Below are 15385 nucleotides of genomic sequence, written 5' to 3' on the forward strand. Positions count from 1 at the left end.
GGCATCCCGCCGCCTTGCGGCTGGCTATCCTAGCGAGTGATCCCCACATGCTTGCGCTCAGCCAGCCCGCCTATGTTTTGCACAGCCGTGCGTACCGTGAAAGCAGTGCACTGGTCGACTTCTTCACGCCCCAGGGGCGTTTGCGTGCGGTATTGCGCGGGGCTCGTGGTAAAGCCGGCAGCCTGGCTCGGCCGTTCATCCCCCTCGAGCTGGAAACCCGTGGTCGCGGCGAGCTGAAGAACGTTGCCAGGTTGGAAGCCGCCGGCATTCCCAATCTGCTCTCCGGCGAGGCGCTGTTCAGTGGCTTGTACCTCAATGAGCTGTTGATTCGCGTGCTGCCAGCCGAAGACCCGCACCCCGTCATTTTCGAGCAATACGCCCTGACCATTCTGGCGCTGGCCCAGGGCCGTGCGCTTGAGCCGCTGCTGCGGGCTTTCGAATGGCGGCTGCTCGACGAGTTGGGCTATGGTTTCGCCCTCGATAGCGATGTACAGGGTGATGCTGTCGTCGAAAGCGGTTTGTACCGATTGCAGGCAGACAGTGGTTTTTTGCCCATCGGCCATTGGCAGCCTGGCGCATTCCTGGGTAGCGAGCTGCTGGCCATGGCCGATGCAGACTGGGCCGCGCCCGGCGCCCTAGCTGCCGCCAAGCGTTTGATGCGTCAAGCGCTAGCCCCTCATCTTGGCGGCCGACCCTTGGTCAGCCGCGAATTGTTCATGACGCTCAAGGAGCCGACCCGTGATTAAAGCCAATCGTGTTTTGCTGGGTGTGAATATCGATCACGTTGCCACGTTGCGCCAGGCGCGGGGCACCCGCTATCCGGATCCAGTCAAAGCCGCGCTAGATGCCGAGGAAGCGGGGGCGGATGGCATTACCGTGCATCTGCGTGAAGACCGCCGGCATATCCAGGAGCGTGACGTGCGGGTGCTCAAAGAGGTGATGCAGACACGCATGAACTTCGAGATGGGCGTGACCGACTTCATGCTCGATTTCGCTGAGCAAATTCGCCCCGAACACGTCTGCCTGGTACCGGAAACCCGTCAGGAGTTGACCACCGAAGGCGGCCTGGATGTAGCCGGCCAGGAAGCGCGGATTGCCGCAGCGGTAAAGCGGTTGGCGGCCGCTGGTAGTGAGGTTTCGCTGTTCATCGATGCCGACCCGCTGCAGATCGAGGCGAGCAAACGCGTCGGCGCGCCGGCCATCGAACTGCACACCGGGCGTTACGCTGATGCCCACACGCCGGAAGACGCTGCTATCGAGCTGCAACGTATTCGTGAAGGCGTTTCCCTGGGGGGGGCGCTGGGGTTGATCGTCAACGCCGGTCATGGCCTGCATTACCATAACGTCGAGCCGGTGGCGGCGATCCCTGGCATCAACGAGCTGAATATTGGCCACGCGCTGGTCAGCCACGCATTGTTCGTTGGTTTCAAGGATGCGGTGAGGGAAATGAAGCAGCTGATCGAAAGCGCTGCATCACACTAACGGCGTGCTCCATAAGCCACTGCCACCTGCGTTGCCAGTGCTTCGGCAGCTGCACCACGGTTGCTGCCGCGCAGTAGTTTGATGTGATAGTCGCCCAGTGGTGGTAGCCCGTGTTCCTGCTGGGGCAGGCGGCGCAGTGGCGGTTTGACCAGGCTGGCCGGGAAGGCTGCGATGGCCAGATCAGCCAGTAACGCCGCTTCCTGCCCCGCGCATTGCTCGCTTGAGTAGGCGATGCGGTAGCTACGCCCGAGCCTATCCAGCCCGTCCATGGCCGCACGTCGCCAGGCACAGCCAAGGCTGGCGACGGCTAACGGCAGAGGGTTGCGCTTGACCGCCAAGCCGCCATCACGGCCTGCCCAGACCAGCGATTCGCTGCAGATGATTTCTCCTCGGGAGTCGTCGGCATCGCCATTGCCGGTATTGAGCAAGGTAAGGTCGAGCTCCCCTGCATCCAGGCGCTCGATCAGCTCGCAGCTGCGGCCTACCGATACGTCGACCTGAACCGCGGGGTGGCTGAGGGCGAACTGCGACAGCAGGTCGGGGAGGGCGCCTACGCCGATATCGAATGGCGTGCCGAAACGTACGGTACCCGCCAGATTCGGAACCAGAAAGTGCGAGACCGCTTCCTCGTTGAGCTTGAGCAGGCGCCGCGCATAACCGAGCAGAATCTCGCCATCCGAAGTGAGTCGCACGCGTCGGCTCTCGCGTAGAAACAGCGTGCGCCCTAGGGATTCCTCCAGGCGTTTGATCTGTTGGCTAACGGCAGCCGTGGTACGGAATACCTGCGCGGCGGTGCGGGTGAAGCTGCCACTCTCGGCGATGCCGACGAATGTCTTCAGCACATCGCTTTCCAGCAGTGGCAGCGCAGCGGGCAGTTCGGTGAGCAATGTGCTGTTCATGGTCTGGTTAATATTTTCTTAATCGATTGTTAGATATTACTCGTTTGTCTTAACAGTAGGCGTAACTCAATCTGTCGGCAAGCGGTCACCGATAACCGGTGACCACAGGCTGTCGAGGAGAGTTGTCATGAGATCGAACGAACAGCATGCCGCCAATAACGAGCGCACCCCCCAGGCAAGGTCGTCGGGCCTTGTTGCGCATGAGTTGCCCCAGTGGCTGGGCGACTGGTACTTCGCCTGGTGCTGGAGGCGCAAGATGCGCCGCCTGCTAAGGCTCGAAAGCGCGGGCCAGGTGCGCCTGGGGAGTGCTCGGGAGCGAGTCAGCAATGGGGCGCAGATGCCACTCGTTATGATCGCCGCACGGCAGGCTGAATGGCGTCGTAAAGGTGATCGGGCTGATTGACGCTGCTGTCAGGGTTTGCGCGCAACCAGTACCGCGCGGCGCGGGGCCGGCAGGCCTTCGAGGGTGCGGCGGTGATCCAGTGGGTCGAGGAACTCGGGTAGCGACTGGTAACGCATCCACTCGGTGCTGCGCTGTTCTTCGACCGAGGTGACGCTGACGTCCACGCAGCGTACGTCGACGAAGCCAGCACGGCGCAGCCACAGTTCCAGCGCCGGCACCGAGGGCAGGAACCAGACGTTGCGCATCTGTGCGTAGCGGTCTTCGGGAACCAGCACCTGCTGGGCGTCGCCTTCCACAACCAAGGTTTCCAGTACCAGTTCACCGCCCTTGAGCAGGCAGTCCTTGAGCTCCAGCAGGTGGTCGATAGGTGAGCGGCGGTGGTAGAGCACGCCCATTGAGAACACGGTGTCAAAGCCCAGCAGCTTTGCAGGCAGCTCTTCGATACCGAGGGGCAGGTGCCAGGCGGGCATGTCCGGCAGGTAGTTCTTCATCGCCAGGAACTGGCAGAGAAACAGCCAGTTCGGGTCGATGCCGACCACACTGCGGGCGCCGTCGCCGAGCATGCGCCACATGTAGTAGCCATTGCCGCAGCCGACGTCGAGTACGCGTTTGCCGGTCAGGTTCAGGTGCGGTGAAACGCGCTGCCATTTCCAGTCGGAACGCCATTCGGTATCCACGTGCACACCGAACAGATGAAAGGGGCCTTTGCGCCAGGGAATCAGGCCGCGTAGGGCGCTATCCAGGGCCGCTTGGGTTGTTTCGTCACGTGTGCCGTCGAGTTTGAAGTCCCGCAGCAGGTCGATCTGCTCGGCCTCAAGCGCCGGCAGCGCTTCGACCGCCGCGTACCAACGCTCCAGGTCGCCATGACCGATGGCCAGTTTGGCGTCGATCTGCCCGGGTAGGTCAGCGCTCCAGTCCTGCAGCGGCGTGCCGGCGAGCTCGGCCTGCAGGGCGTCCAGATCCATACGGCGCATCATGGCAGTGCTACCAGGGAAGCGAAGTTGAGGCACTGGAACCACGGCACCACCTTGCTGAAGCCGGCAGCGTGTAGGCGTTCGCGGTGCTGCTCGAGGCTGTCGGGCAGCATGACGTTTTCGATGGCGCTGCGTTTCTGGGCGATTTCCAGTTCGCTGTAGCCATTGGCACGTTTGAAGGCGACGTGCAGATTGGTGAGCAGAGCATGCTGCCCGTCGTCTTCGAAGCGCAGCTTTTCTGACAGGATCAGTGCGCCGCCCGGCAGCAATGCCTGTCGAATACGCGCCAGCAGGGGCTGGCGCTGCGCCGGCTCAATGAATTGCAGGGTGAAGTTCAGCGCTACCAATGAGGTCGGCTGGAACTGCATGGCGAGAATATCGGCCTCGATGACCTCGACCGGCAGCAGCTCCTGGAACATCGAGTTCTGGGCGTGCAGGTATTCGCGGCAGCGTTCGACCATGGCGCTGGAGTTGTCCACGGCGACCACCCGGCAGTCTTCCAGTTGAACATGGCGGCGCAGCGCCTGGGTCACGGCGCCCAGCGAGCTGCCCAGGTCGTAGAGCACGCTGTGCGGCTGAGCGAACTGGCCGGCCAGCATGCCGATGTTCTCGACGATGGTCGGGTAACCGGGCACCGAGCGCTTGATCATGTCCGGGAACACGCGCGCCACGTCTTCGTTGAACACGAAGTCCGGCACCTGATCCAGTGGCTGGGCAAAAAGTTGGTCGGGCTGTCTGTTCACGGTCGGTCTGCGCGGAGCTGGAAAGGCGCGCATTTTAGCCAAGTCCGGCGATTAGCCAAACCTTGTCGGAGGTATTAGTGCAACGCGAGTGCTGAGGCCCGCTGGAAGGCGGGCTTCGAAGGCTTGATTGGAGCAGCTGCGGTAATTGGCGGCGACAGCGCTCAGCGCACGCGAATCTGGCAATCGAAGGTCTCGGCAGGTTCTGCGCTGGCATCCCAGGGCTGTGCGTAGGTCAGCAACAGTCGTGCTTCACCACGTTCTGTCGCCTGGAAGCGCCAGGTTGAATGACCATCGCCGCCGACCAAGTCGGAGTTTTCAGCGCTGCTATACACTTCCGGGCCGAGGCTCTTGAGCACCTTCGCGGCCTCTTCACGGACTGCCCAGCGGTAGCCGGTCGTCGGGTTGCTCGGCAGGCTGAGGATCAACTGTTGGCCTGCCTGCAGACTGATCGGGCATTGCGCCTGTTTCTGCACTTGCACGCTCTTGGACGGGCTGGCGCAGGCGCCCAGCAGGACGAAACTGGCGATGAGAGGCAGACGGTAGACGTTGATCATGGTGTGCTCCAGGCGCAGAAATCGACTGCCAGCATAACGGCAGATGGTGGTCGTGTAACTCGCGCCGCGCCGACTCATGCTGTGGATATCAATCGACGATGAACAGCTTTGCGCCGGTATTCGTCGAGCTGCGGTGCGCTTCGGCCTGATCGGCGACCTGGTAACTCATGCCCGCGGTCATCACGAAGCGGCGGCCATCTTCCAGTTCGGTATGCAGTTCGCCCTCGAGACACAGCAGGATATGGCCCTTGCTGCACCAGTGGTCGGCTAGGTAGCCGGGTGAATAGTCAACCATGCGCACCCGCAATGCGCCGAACTGGCGGGTTCTCCAATGGGCCACGCCGGTTTCGCCCGGATGCTCGGTGGCGTCCACCTGGCTCCAGTCGGTAATGCCAAAAGGGATGTCGGCGATGTTCATGAGCGTTTCCTGATGGGTGGTAAGTCATGGCGCGGCGGTGACGCCGACCGAGAGGCTGTCAGTCCTGCTGGGCCTGTAGGAACAGGGCAAACAGTTCTGATTGCGACTTGATCCCCAGCTTGCCGTAGATGTGTTTGCGATGCACCTTGATCGTCTCCGTCGAGATGGACAGTTTACGGGCGATTTCCTTGCCCGAGCAGCCGCTGAGCATCAGGCGGGCAACATCCAGCTCTCGCGCCGTGAGGCTGTTTTCCAGGCGATGCCCGGCGCTACCAGGTGCTTGCGGTCGTCTGGGGCCAGGCGTCGAGCTGCCGAGTAGCTGTTGGTCGAAGGTCAGGCGCTGACGCATCAGCCCGCTTACCCAGGGCTGCACCAGGCCAAGCAGGGCGAGGTTCTCGGGAGTGAAACGATGCTGCGCGCCGAGCGACAGGCACAGCGTGCGGCCAGCCTCCAGGGGGACATTGAACTGCACCTCGTCAACCACGACGTTGAGGCGGAAATAGCGCTGGTAGTAATCGGTTTGCTCGAAGCGTTCCGGCGCCACATCGGCCAGGTGCAGCAGGCCGCCGACGGTTCGTTCGCGACTGTCGATGTAGAACGGGTCGAGCTGGTAGAGGCCTTTGAGGTAGTCCAGAAACAGTGTGTCAGGACCACCGTCCAGCCCTGGGCACTCGGCGAGAACCTGTGGCCGCGCGTCGCTGAAGATCAGCACTACCCAGCTGTCGAAGGCTACGTACTGCTCCAGCACGCGCACCAGCGCCGTCCAGAAACCCGGGCGATCCAGCCCCTCGATGAGTTTGCCAACCGACTGGTGCCAGGCGATGTGCTGCAACGAAAGTCCCACTTCCTACCCCCAATGGGTTAACCCGCCTGCGTGATTACCGGCGTCGATCCTTGCCGCCATACTCGGGGTACGGCATTGGCAGTTCACCGACCTGCCAGGCAAGGAAATACCCGGCCGATTCTGACGCTTTTTATCCGCCTGGGACAAAACAACAGGAAATCTTGATGAAGATCGAACTCGTACAAATGCGCGGCCGTGATGGCGACACCGCATACAACCTGAGCTGCGCTTTGCAGGCGATTGACGATCGCGCCGAAGGTACCGATCTGCTGGTATTCGCGGAGACTCATCTGATGGGGTTTCCGACTGCGCTCAATATCGCCGAGCTGGCCGAGCCGGTCGACGGCCCGACGATTCAGGCCGTGCAGCAGGCGGTTCGCGAGCGCAACGTCTCGGTGGCCATCGGCATGGCGGAAAATGACTGCGGCGTGTTTTACAACACCACGCTGCTGATCACCCCGGCCGGTATCGCCATGCGCTACCGCAAGACCCATCTGTGGTCATCCGACCGCGGCATCTTCACGCCGGGCGACCGCTACGTGACGGTGCCCTGGCAGGGTATCCGGGTCGGCATCCTGATCTGTTTCGACATCGAGTTTCCGGAAAGCGCCCGGGCGCTGGCGCAGCTCGGCGCCGATTTGATCATCGTCACCAACGGCAATATGGATCCCTACGGCCCCACCCACCGTACGGCGATAATGGCGCGGGCCATGGAAAACCAGGCATTCGCGGTGATGGTCAATCGTGTGGGCAGTGGCGATGGCGATCTGGTGTTCGCGGGCGGCAGCAGTGCGGTCGATCCATTCGGCCGGATGCTGTGCGAAGCCGGGCGTGAAGAGTGTCGGCAGATCGTCGAGCTCGACCTGGATCAACTTCAGGCGGCCTGCAGCGATTACCGCTACCTCGACGAGCGACGCCTGACGCTGCCCGGTGAGCGCATCGACTACCCGGACGGGCGTCGCGAACTACTGATTCCACGTTAAGACGGAGGCCAACCTCCGCATTGCCGCCGGACGCCGCGCCCGGTGAGCGTTGCTGTGTTCGCCGACTTCGGCTCTGCCATAAAAATCATAATCTCGGAGTAGCAGTAATGGCCAATCTCAAACGTACCCTGTCACTGGGTTCGGTGGTGCTGTTCGGCATCGCCTATATGACCCCGATCATCGTGCTCGGTACCTTCGGTATTCTTGCCGACGTGACCAACGGGCAGGTGCCTGCCGCCTATGTGGCCGCCACACTGGCCATGTTATTCACTGCGCTGAGCTACGCGAAAATGGCTACGGCCTTTCCCGTGGCCGGCTCCGCCTACACTTACGTGCGCAAGTCGATCAACGCCAAGCTGGGCTTTCTCGCCGGCTGGGCGTTGCTGCTCGATTATCTGTTCCTGCCCATGGCCATCTGGCTGATCGGCGCAGCCTACCTGGGCTCGGCGTTTCCGGAGGTGCCGCAGGCCGTCTGGGTGCTGGGTTTCATCGTGGTGACGTCACTGATCAACATGGTGGGCCTGCAATTGGCCAAGACAGTCAACGGTTTGCTGATGGTGGTGCAGCTTTTGGTGCTGGTGGCATTCGTGGCCTTGTGCGTGCATTACGTGGCGGGGGACGGCAGCAAACCGCTGTGGAGCCTGCAACCGTTCTTCGACGGCAGCTTCAGCCTGCCGCTGGTGATGGGCGGCGCTGCGATTGCCTGCTATTCGTTTCTCGGCTTCGATGCGGTCAGCACGCTGACCGAGGAAACCCGCGATCCGCAGAAAACCATTCCCAGAGCGATCCTGTTGATTACCCTGTTCGGCGGGCTGATCTTCATCGTCACCGCCTACTTCGTGCAGCTCGCTCATCCTGGCGCCGTGTTCACCAGCACCGACTCGGCAGCCTACGAAATCGCCCGTAACATCGGTGGCGATCTGTTCGTGTCGATATTCCTGATCGGTCTGATCGTCGGGCAGTTCACCTCAGGCTTGTCAGCCCAGGCCAGCGCCTCGCGTCTGCTGTTCGCCATGGGCCGAGACGGCGTGCTGCCCAAGCGTTTGTTCGGCACCTTGAGCAAGCGTTTCGGTACGCCGCTGGGGAGCATCCTGTTGTGTGCGGTGGTGGCTCTGCTGGCGCTGAAGCTGGACGTGACCACCTCGACCTCGTTCATCAACTTCGGCGCTTTCCTGGCGTTCTCGCTGGTCAACCTGTCGGTCATTTTCCACTACTGGATCGGCGGTGCCCGGCGTGGTGCCCGTGAGTTGCTGCAGTACCTGCTGTTCCCACTGCTCGGCATGTTCGCCACGCTGTGGCTGATGGTGAGCCTGGATCACCTGGCGATCACCCTTGGCCTTTGCTGGCTGGCGCTGGGCGTCGTCTACCTGGCCTGGTTGACTTCGGGTTTTCGTCGCCAGCCGCCGGAGCTGCAGTTCGACGCAGCCTGAGGCATCACTGCCGGGCGACGCTGACGCCTTCGAGGTTGGCGAACGAGGTGTCCTTGGCGGTGAGCAGGAAGTCGCGCATGAACGGCGCATCGAGCATGTCGGTGCGCACGCCGGCGTAGAGCGTGGCGAACAGGCCCTTGTCACCCAGCCGCTTGGCGGTCACGTAGCCGCGTGAGCTGTACTCGTGCAGCGCCCAGTTGGGCAGGCCGCAGACGCCGCGGCCGCTGGCCACCAGTTGCATCATCATCACCGTCAGCTCCGAGGTGCGCACCTGAGCCGGCTCAATGTCCGCAGGTTCGAGAAAGCGGGTGAAGATATCTAGGCGATCGCGTTCCACCGGATAGGTGATCAGGGTTTCCTTGATCAGGTCTTCGGGGCGGATGAAAGGCCGGTTGGCCAGCGCGTGCTGGTTAGCCACTGCCAGCATGGCTTCATAGGTGAACAGTGGCACGTAGGTGATGCCGGACAATTCCACGGGATCGGACGTCACCACCAGATCGAGGTCTCCGCGGGCCAGGGCCGGCAGCGGCGCGAAGGAGAAGCCGGAAGCCAGATCAAGCTCCACTTCCGGCCAGGCATCGCGAAACTGGTCGATGGTCGGCATCAGCCACTGGAAGCAGCTGTGGCATTCAATGGCCATGTGCAGGCGACCGGCTGTGCCGCCGGCCAGGCGTGACAGATCCCGTTCTGCACTGCGCAGTAAAGGCAGCACGCTGTCGCACAGTTGCAGCAGGCGCAGGCCGGCACTGGTGAAGCGCACCGGCTTGGTCTTGCGCACGAACAGCTGCATGCCCAGGCGTTCTTCCAGTTCCTTGAACTGGTGCGACAGTGCCGATTGTGTCAGGTGCAGGCGATCTGCAGCCTCGACCAGGCTATCGGTCTCACGCAGCGCGTGAAGCGTTTTCAAATGACGGATTTCTAGCATCTAAGCGCCTGCGTAATATTCAACTAATATTGAAAAAAGATGAGCGGATTTCATGAAGGGAGTTTCACCCAGGGTTGGTTCGCTGTCGAGCTCGTTTGAGCGGGCGCCTATTAATCGGTCGCTTGGCAGGTTTCATCAAACTGTCACCGTTCTGTGGCAGCGCGCGTTTGGCCATCACTGCGACACTTGTCTGCTATCCGGCTTATCGCTTTGTGGAATCAATGATGCGCGTAGTTATTTTTCTGGCTGCCTTGCTGTGCAGCCTGTCGTCCCTGGCGACTGAAGCCTGCAAGGTCGGCACGGACGTCGAGCGCGTGTCGCTGGCGGATGTGAGCCTGGCTTATCAGAGCATTGGGCATGACAGCGATCCGGCGTTGCTGTTGGTCATGGGCCTCGGTGGGCAGCTGATCCATTGGCCGGACGATGTGGTCGAGCAGTTGTGCGAACAGGGCTTTCGGGTCATTCGCTTCGATAACCGCGACGTGGGCCTGAGTCGCTGGAACCGCGAGGCGCCCACAGCCAACCTCACCTATGAAGTGCTGCGTTATCGCCTCGGGCTGGCGGTCGGCGCTCCTTACGGGCTGCGCGATATGGCGGGCGATGCGCTGGGGCTGATGGATGCGCTGGGCATTCGCGAGTTTCACCTGCTTGGTGCCAGCATGGGCGGCATGATCGCCCAGCACATAGCCGATATGGCGCCGCAGCGAGTGCGCAGCCTGACTTTGGTGATGACCAGTTCTGGCGCTCAGGGCTTGCCAGCACCGAGCCCTGCGTTGTTGCACCTGCTGGCGCGCCGGGATGCGCTGAACCGTGAGGTGGCACTGGAGCAGCAGGCGGATCTGCTGGCGGCGCTGGGCAGCCCTAGCGTGGTGGATGATCGTGCGGTGCTGCTGCATCAGGCTGAAGTCGCCTATGACCGTGCCTTCAATCCGGCAGGTGTAGAACGCCAATTGCTGGCGATTCTTGCCGAAGGTAGCCGGGTCGATCTGCTCAATCGGCTGCGGGTGCCGACACTGGTCGTGCACGGCACCGCCGATCCGCTGTTGCCGGTGATGCACGGCGTGCATGTCGCCGCGCATATCCAAGGCAGTGAGCTGCGCCTGATTCCAGGGCTCGCTCACCGTTTTCAGGAGCGTTTCAAGGCGCCGTTGCTGGCCGCGGTACTGCCACACCTGCAGGCTCATCGACAGGACGAGCATTTGGTACAGCTGTAAGCATCGGAGCCGGGGCAGGGGCCAGGTAGGCTTCAAGTCGGCTGCGTTCGGCGGCAGATAGGAACAAGCCCAGTTTGCTGCGGCGCCAGAGGATATCGTCCACTTCAGTCGCCCACTCGTGCTCGCGCAGGTAGTCCACTTCGCGGGCGTAAAGATCGTGGCCGAAATGCTCGCCCAACCCTTCCAGGCTCTGCACGTTGTCGAGCAGCTTCCAGGCGCGACTGCCATAGGTGACTGCCCAGCGGTAAGCCAGGTCGGCATCGAGCCAGCCGTGACGTGCACGCAGTGCATCGACCAGGCTCTGCCGGCTCTGCATGTTCTCGCCACCTGGCAGCGGAGCTTCCGCTGTCCAGCGCGCCTTCATGTTCGGGAAGAAAGGCGCCAGCTGAGCCATCGCCGACTCTGCAAGTTTGCGGTAAGTGGTCAGCTTGCCACCGAACACCGACAGCAGTGGCGCCTCGCTGCCCTGGGCCGACAGCGACAGGGTGTAATCGCGGGTGATCGCCGACGGCTCGTCGGACTCGTCATCGCACAGCGGGCGCACGCCGGCGTAGCTATGAATGATGTCGGCGCGGCTGATCGATTTGCGGAAGTGATCGTTAACCACTTTGAGCAGGTAGTCGGTTTCTTCTTCGCTGATGCTGACCGTGGCCGGGTCACCCTGGTATTCGCGGTCCGTGGTGCCGATCAGGGTGAAGCGATCCAGATAGGGAATGGCGAAGACGATGCGGCGGTCTTCGTTCTGCAGAATGTAGGCTTCTTTGCTTTCGAACAGGCGCGGCACAACGAAGTGGCTGCCCTGAATCAGGCGAATACCATAGGGCGATTTCTGCTGCAGATCGTCGCGAATAAAGCGTGCCACCCAAGGCCCGGCGGCGTTGACCAGCGCCTTGGCGCGAATCGAGAAGCGGCTGCCATCGGCGCGCTCGAGGTCGACCTCCCAGGCGTCTTTGCTGCGGCGCGCGCTGACGCAGCGCGTGTGGGTATGCACATGGGCGCCGTGCTCGCGGGCTGCCATGGCGTTGAGCACAACGAGGCGCGCGTCATCAACCCAGCAATCTGAGTATTCGAAACCCTTGCTGATCTCTGGCTTGAGCGGGCTGTTGGCGCCGAAGCTCAAACCGCGCGAGCGCGGCAGGGCTTTGCGTTTGCCCAAGTTGTCATAGAGGAACAGCCCAGCACGGATCATCCACGCAGGGCGCAGGTGAGGGCGGTGGGGCAGGATGAAACGCATCGGGCTGACGATGTGCGGCGCTTTGGCCAGCAACACTTCGCGCTCGGCCAGGGCTTCACGCACCAGGCGGAATTCATGGTGCTCCAGGTAGCGCAGGCCGCCGTGGATCAGCTTGCTGCTCGCCGAGGAGGTATGACGGGCGAGGTCGTCCTTCTCGCAGAGAAATACCGACAGGCCACGGCCAGCGGCGTCACAGGCGATGCCGGCACCATTGATGCCGCCGCCAACGACGGCAATATCGTAAACCTCGGACAGCGGGCTGTTGGACTGGCTGGATGTGGGCATCGTCGTGGGCCTCGTATAGCGTTCGAATTTAAATTCGAACATTTATGTTCATTTTCGAAAATATTAGCGCATGAATAAGGCCGCTTCCAGTGGTGATTGCTCAAAAAATGCGCTGGAATGTGCCTGAATGAAAATTCACGAACATATTTACAGATGCTTTCGGGGCGCGAAGGTTCGCCCGATGTTCGAATGAACAGGAAAAACAACACGCACCTGAGCGCTGGCTTACTGAAAGGCAGCGCTCAGGTGGTGGGGAGGAGGGTAGTGGCTCAGACGACTTCGAGGCGGATCTTGTGCTGCTCGAGCAATTGGCAGAGGCCGGGCACGGGTTGCTGATCGGTTACCAGGCAGTCGATCAGGCTGATCGGGCCAAGGCGGATCATCGCGTTGCGGCCAAACTTGCTGGAGTCGGCAGCGAGGATCACCTTGCGGGCGTTGGCGATGATCGCCTGTGAAACCCGCACTTCCTGATAATCGAAGTCCAGCAGACTGCCGTCTTCATCAATGCCGCTGATGCCGACCAGGGCGAAGTCGACCTTGAACTGGTTGATGAAGTCCACGCTCGCCTGGCCGACCAGGCCGCCGTCGCGGCGCACGTTGCCGCCGGTGAGCAGCACATCGAAGTCATCCTTGGCGGCGAGCATCGAGGCGACGTTGAGGTTGTTGGTGATGATTTTCAGGTGGCTGTGGTTGAGCAGCGCACGGGCAATCGATTCGGTCGTGGTGCCGATATTGATGAACAGCGACGCGTGATCGGGAATCTGCGCGGCGATCGCTTCACCGATGCGCTGCTTTTCCTGACGCATCTGGTCGGCGCGCATGGCGTAGGCGGTGTTTTCGACACTGGAGTCGTAGGCCGCGCCGCCGTGGTAGCGGCGCAGCAAGTTGGCATCCGCCAGCTGGTTGATGTCGCGGCGGATGGTTTGCGGGGTAACGACGAAAAGAGTGGCCAACTCCTCGATGCTGACGTAACCGCGTTCGCGAATCAGGTCGAGGATTTGCTGCTGGCGAGGGGGCAGATTCATGGGGGGTCCTTCAGGCTGCCTCACGGAATTGCACCATGATGCCGCACGAATCTGCTCTCTGCCAGTGACAGCCGGGACCAGGGCCTGTTAACACTGCCGCGCAAGCCGCGTTGCTGCGTAAGATCTTGCCAGGCTAGGCGGAGGACGCAGGGAATGGTTGTTCCCTTGCCAAGTCCTCCAACAACGCATGGCGAGATTTTTCGCACAACCCGAAGGGTCGGGCCTGTTTTGCCGCGATGCTGCGTTTCTCGCCGGCTCATTTAGCCCACTAAACTTCGCGGCTGTGTGACCCACATGGATGTGGGAAATGCCGCAAGCCCGCCGGGAGCGGGCGCGGCCCTTGCCTCGCGGCAAAACAGGCTCCGGCGCGGTCGTGCGGAAGTGCTAACAGGCCCTCGCCCGGCTGATGGCTCACTTCTGCTCTTCGTGGGGCTGCCAGTCGCGGGTGCGATCGACCGCCTTCTTCCAGCCGGCGTACAGCGCTTCTTTCTCGGCCTCGCCCAGTTGCGGCTCGAACACGCGCTCGATCACCGCCTTGCCGCGCAACTCGTCCAGACTGCTCCAGAAGCCGGTAGCCAGGCCCGCTAGATAGGCCGCGCCCAATGCCGTGGTTTCGCGCATTTCCGGGCGCTCCACGTGGGTGCCGAGAATGTCTGCCTGGAACTGCATGAGGAAGTTGTTGGCCACCGCGCCGCCGTCCACGCGCAGCGACTTGAGGCGTTCGCCGGAGTCCTGCTGCATGGCGTCGAGCACATCGCGGGTCTGGTAGGCGATGGATTCCAAGGCAGAGCGAATGATGTGATCGATCTTCACTCCGCGGGTCAGGCCGAGCAGGCCGCCACGGGCATAGGGATCCCAGTACGGCGCGCCGAGGCCGGTGAAGGCCGGGACCATGTACACACCGTTGCTGTCCTTGACCTTGCCGGCGAAGTATTCGGTGTCGTAGGCGTCATTGACCACCTTCAGCTCATCGCGCAGCCACTGGATGGTCGAGCCGGCATTGAAGATTGCGCCTTCCAGTGCATAGGCCGGCTCGCCGCGCGGGCCGCAGGCGATGGTGGTGAGCATGCCGTGCTGGGAGTGGACCGCCTTGTCGCCGGTGTTCATCAGCAGGAAGCAACCGGTGCCGTAGGTGTTCTTGGCTTGGCCCGGCTCGACGCACATCTGGCCGAACAGCGCGGCCTGCTGGTCGCCGGCGATACCGGCAATGGCGATACCGCTCTTGGTGTGGCCATAGACCTCGGACGAGGATTTGACCTCCGGCAGCATCTCGCGGGGAATATCCAGCACTTCGAGCATCTTGGCATCCCACTCGCGGGTGTGGATGTTGAAGAGCAGGGTGCGCGAGGCGTTGGTGTAGTCGGTGACGTGTACCTTGCCGCCGGTGAATTTCCAGATCAGCCAGCTATCGATGGTACCGAACAGCAGTTCACCGTTGCGGGCGCGTTCACGGCTGCCTTCGACGTGGTCAAGAATCCACTTGAGCTTGGTACCCGAGAAGTAGGGGTCGGTGACCAGGCCGGTGGTTTCCTTGATGTACGGCTCCAGGCCGTCACGCTTGAGCTGCTGGCAGATCTCGGTGCTGCGGCGGCACTGCCAGACAACGGCGTTATGAATCGGCCGGCCGGTATTCTTGTCCCACACGACGGTGGTTTCACGCTGGTTGGTGATGCCAATGGCGGCCACCTGGTCATGGTGCAGGCCCGCCTGTGCCAGCGCTTCGACCATCACCGCACTCTGGGTAGCGAAGATTTCCATCGGGTCGTGTTCGACCCAGCCGCTTTGCGGGTAGTGCTGGGTGAATTCGCGCTGGGCGATACACACCACGTTGGCATCGCGGTCGAAAATGATCGCGCGGGAGCTGGTAGTACCCTGGTCGAGGGCAATGAGGTAGTTCTTGTTTTGAGCGTTTGTCATGTCGATTGCCTTGAGCGAGTGAGCGGAGGACAAAAGTGGCGCACACCCTTATGAA

15 protein-coding genes are annotated in these 15385 nt (G+C 61.9%); 5 read left to right on the forward strand and 10 right to left on the reverse strand.

What is annotated here, in order from left to right; all coding sequences use genetic code 11:
* Positions 1 to 47: 47 nt before the first annotated feature.
* Complete coding sequence (recO, locus tag BUC40_RS06825) at positions 48 to 746, forward strand: DNA repair protein RecO (RefSeq protein ID WP_073264000.1); 699 nt, start codon at positions 48 to 50, stop codon at positions 744 to 746.
* Positions 739 to 1482, forward strand: coding sequence for a pyridoxine 5'-phosphate synthase (gene pdxJ / locus BUC40_RS06830; RefSeq protein WP_073264002.1), 744 nt, complete (start codon positions 739 to 741; stop codon positions 1480 to 1482). The genes recO and pdxJ overlap by 8 nt, the downstream gene beginning before the upstream one ends.
* Here the strand turns inward: pdxJ and BUC40_RS06835 are convergent.
* From BUC40_RS06835 to BUC40_RS06865, 6 genes are all read right to left on the reverse strand, one after another.
* Positions 1479 to 2381 carry a LysR substrate-binding domain-containing protein gene (locus BUC40_RS06835; protein ID WP_073264004.1) on the reverse strand — a complete coding sequence of 301 codons (903 nt, stop codon included), beginning with the start codon at positions 2379 to 2381 and terminating at the stop codon, positions 1479 to 1481. The genes pdxJ and BUC40_RS06835 overlap by 4 nt on opposite strands.
* A gap of 411 nt (positions 2382 to 2792) precedes the next feature.
* Positions 2793 to 3761 carry a tRNA 5-methoxyuridine(34)/uridine 5-oxyacetic acid(34) synthase CmoB gene (cmoB, locus tag BUC40_RS06845; protein ID WP_073264008.1) on the reverse strand — a complete coding sequence of 323 codons (969 nt, stop codon included), beginning with the start codon at positions 3759 to 3761 and terminating at the stop codon, positions 2793 to 2795.
* Positions 3758 to 4534, reverse strand: coding sequence for a carboxy-S-adenosyl-L-methionine synthase CmoA (gene cmoA, locus BUC40_RS06850; RefSeq protein WP_073264010.1), 777 nt, complete (start codon positions 4532 to 4534; stop codon positions 3758 to 3760). Before cmoA ends, cmoB begins: the two co-directional genes overlap by 4 nt.
* Before the next feature lie 128 nt (positions 4535 to 4662).
* A complete protein-coding gene (locus BUC40_RS06855; protein ID WP_073265135.1) occupies positions 4663 to 5055 on the reverse strand; it encodes a protease inhibitor I42 family protein in 393 nt (130 codons plus the stop codon).
* Between the two features lie 88 nt (positions 5056 to 5143).
* Positions 5144 to 5473 carry a DHCW motif cupin fold protein gene (locus tag BUC40_RS06860; RefSeq protein ID WP_073264012.1) on the reverse strand — a complete coding sequence of 110 codons (330 nt, stop codon included), beginning with the start codon at positions 5471 to 5473 and terminating at the stop codon, positions 5144 to 5146.
* Between the two features lie 58 nt (positions 5474 to 5531).
* A complete protein-coding gene (locus BUC40_RS06865; protein ID WP_073264014.1) occupies positions 5532 to 6317 on the reverse strand; it encodes a helix-turn-helix transcriptional regulator in 786 nt (261 codons plus the stop codon).
* Positions 6318 to 6481: 164 nt separating this feature from the next.
* On the opposite strand from BUC40_RS06865, the gene BUC40_RS06870 reads away from it, so the two are divergent.
* On the forward strand, positions 6482 to 7300 hold the full coding sequence (locus tag BUC40_RS06870; protein ID WP_073264016.1) for a carbon-nitrogen hydrolase family protein: 819 nt from the start codon (positions 6482 to 6484) through the stop codon (positions 7298 to 7300).
* Positions 7301 to 7407: 107 nt separating this feature from the next.
* Entirely contained in the window at positions 7408 to 8730 is a 1323-nt protein-coding gene (locus BUC40_RS06875; protein WP_073264018.1) for an APC family permease, read from the forward strand.
* 4 nt (positions 8731 to 8734) lie between these two features.
* Here the strand turns inward: BUC40_RS06875 and metR are convergent, their stop codons facing one another.
* The gene (gene metR / locus BUC40_RS06880) at positions 8735 to 9655 is read right to left on the reverse strand and encodes a transcriptional regulator MetR (protein ID WP_073264021.1); all 921 of its coding nucleotides are present in this window, start codon (positions 9653 to 9655) and stop codon (positions 8735 to 8737) included.
* 224 nt (positions 9656 to 9879) lie between these two features.
* Here metR and BUC40_RS06885 point away from each other — a divergent pair, with 224 nt between their 5' ends.
* Entirely contained in the window at positions 9880 to 10869 is a 990-nt protein-coding gene (locus tag BUC40_RS06885; protein ID WP_073264023.1) for an alpha/beta fold hydrolase, read from the forward strand.
* On the opposite strand, the gene glpD is transcribed toward BUC40_RS06885, so the two are convergent.
* The 3 genes from glpD to glpK all read right to left on the reverse strand — a co-directional run bounded on the left by glpD (position 10793) and on the right by glpK (position 15330).
* Positions 10793 to 12388: a glycerol-3-phosphate dehydrogenase gene (gene glpD / locus BUC40_RS06890; RefSeq protein WP_073265137.1), complete on the reverse strand. Its 1596-nt coding sequence runs from the start codon at positions 12386 to 12388 to the stop codon at positions 10793 to 10795. The genes BUC40_RS06885 and glpD overlap by 77 nt on opposite strands.
* 269 nt (positions 12389 to 12657) lie before the next feature.
* A complete protein-coding gene (locus tag BUC40_RS06895; RefSeq protein WP_073264025.1) occupies positions 12658 to 13413 on the reverse strand; it encodes a DeoR/GlpR family transcriptional regulator in 756 nt (251 codons plus the stop codon).
* Positions 13414 to 13824: 411 nt separating this feature from the next.
* Positions 13825 to 15330 carry a glycerol kinase GlpK gene (gene glpK / locus BUC40_RS06900; RefSeq protein ID WP_073264027.1) on the reverse strand — a complete coding sequence of 502 codons (1506 nt, stop codon included), beginning with the start codon at positions 15328 to 15330 and terminating at the stop codon, positions 13825 to 13827.
* Between the last annotated feature and the right edge of the window lie 55 nt (positions 15331 to 15385).

It is taken from the genome of Phytopseudomonas punonensis (assembly GCF_900142655.1).
In the GTDB taxonomy this organism is placed as follows: domain Bacteria; phylum Pseudomonadota; class Gammaproteobacteria; order Pseudomonadales; family Pseudomonadaceae; genus Aquipseudomonas; species Aquipseudomonas punonensis.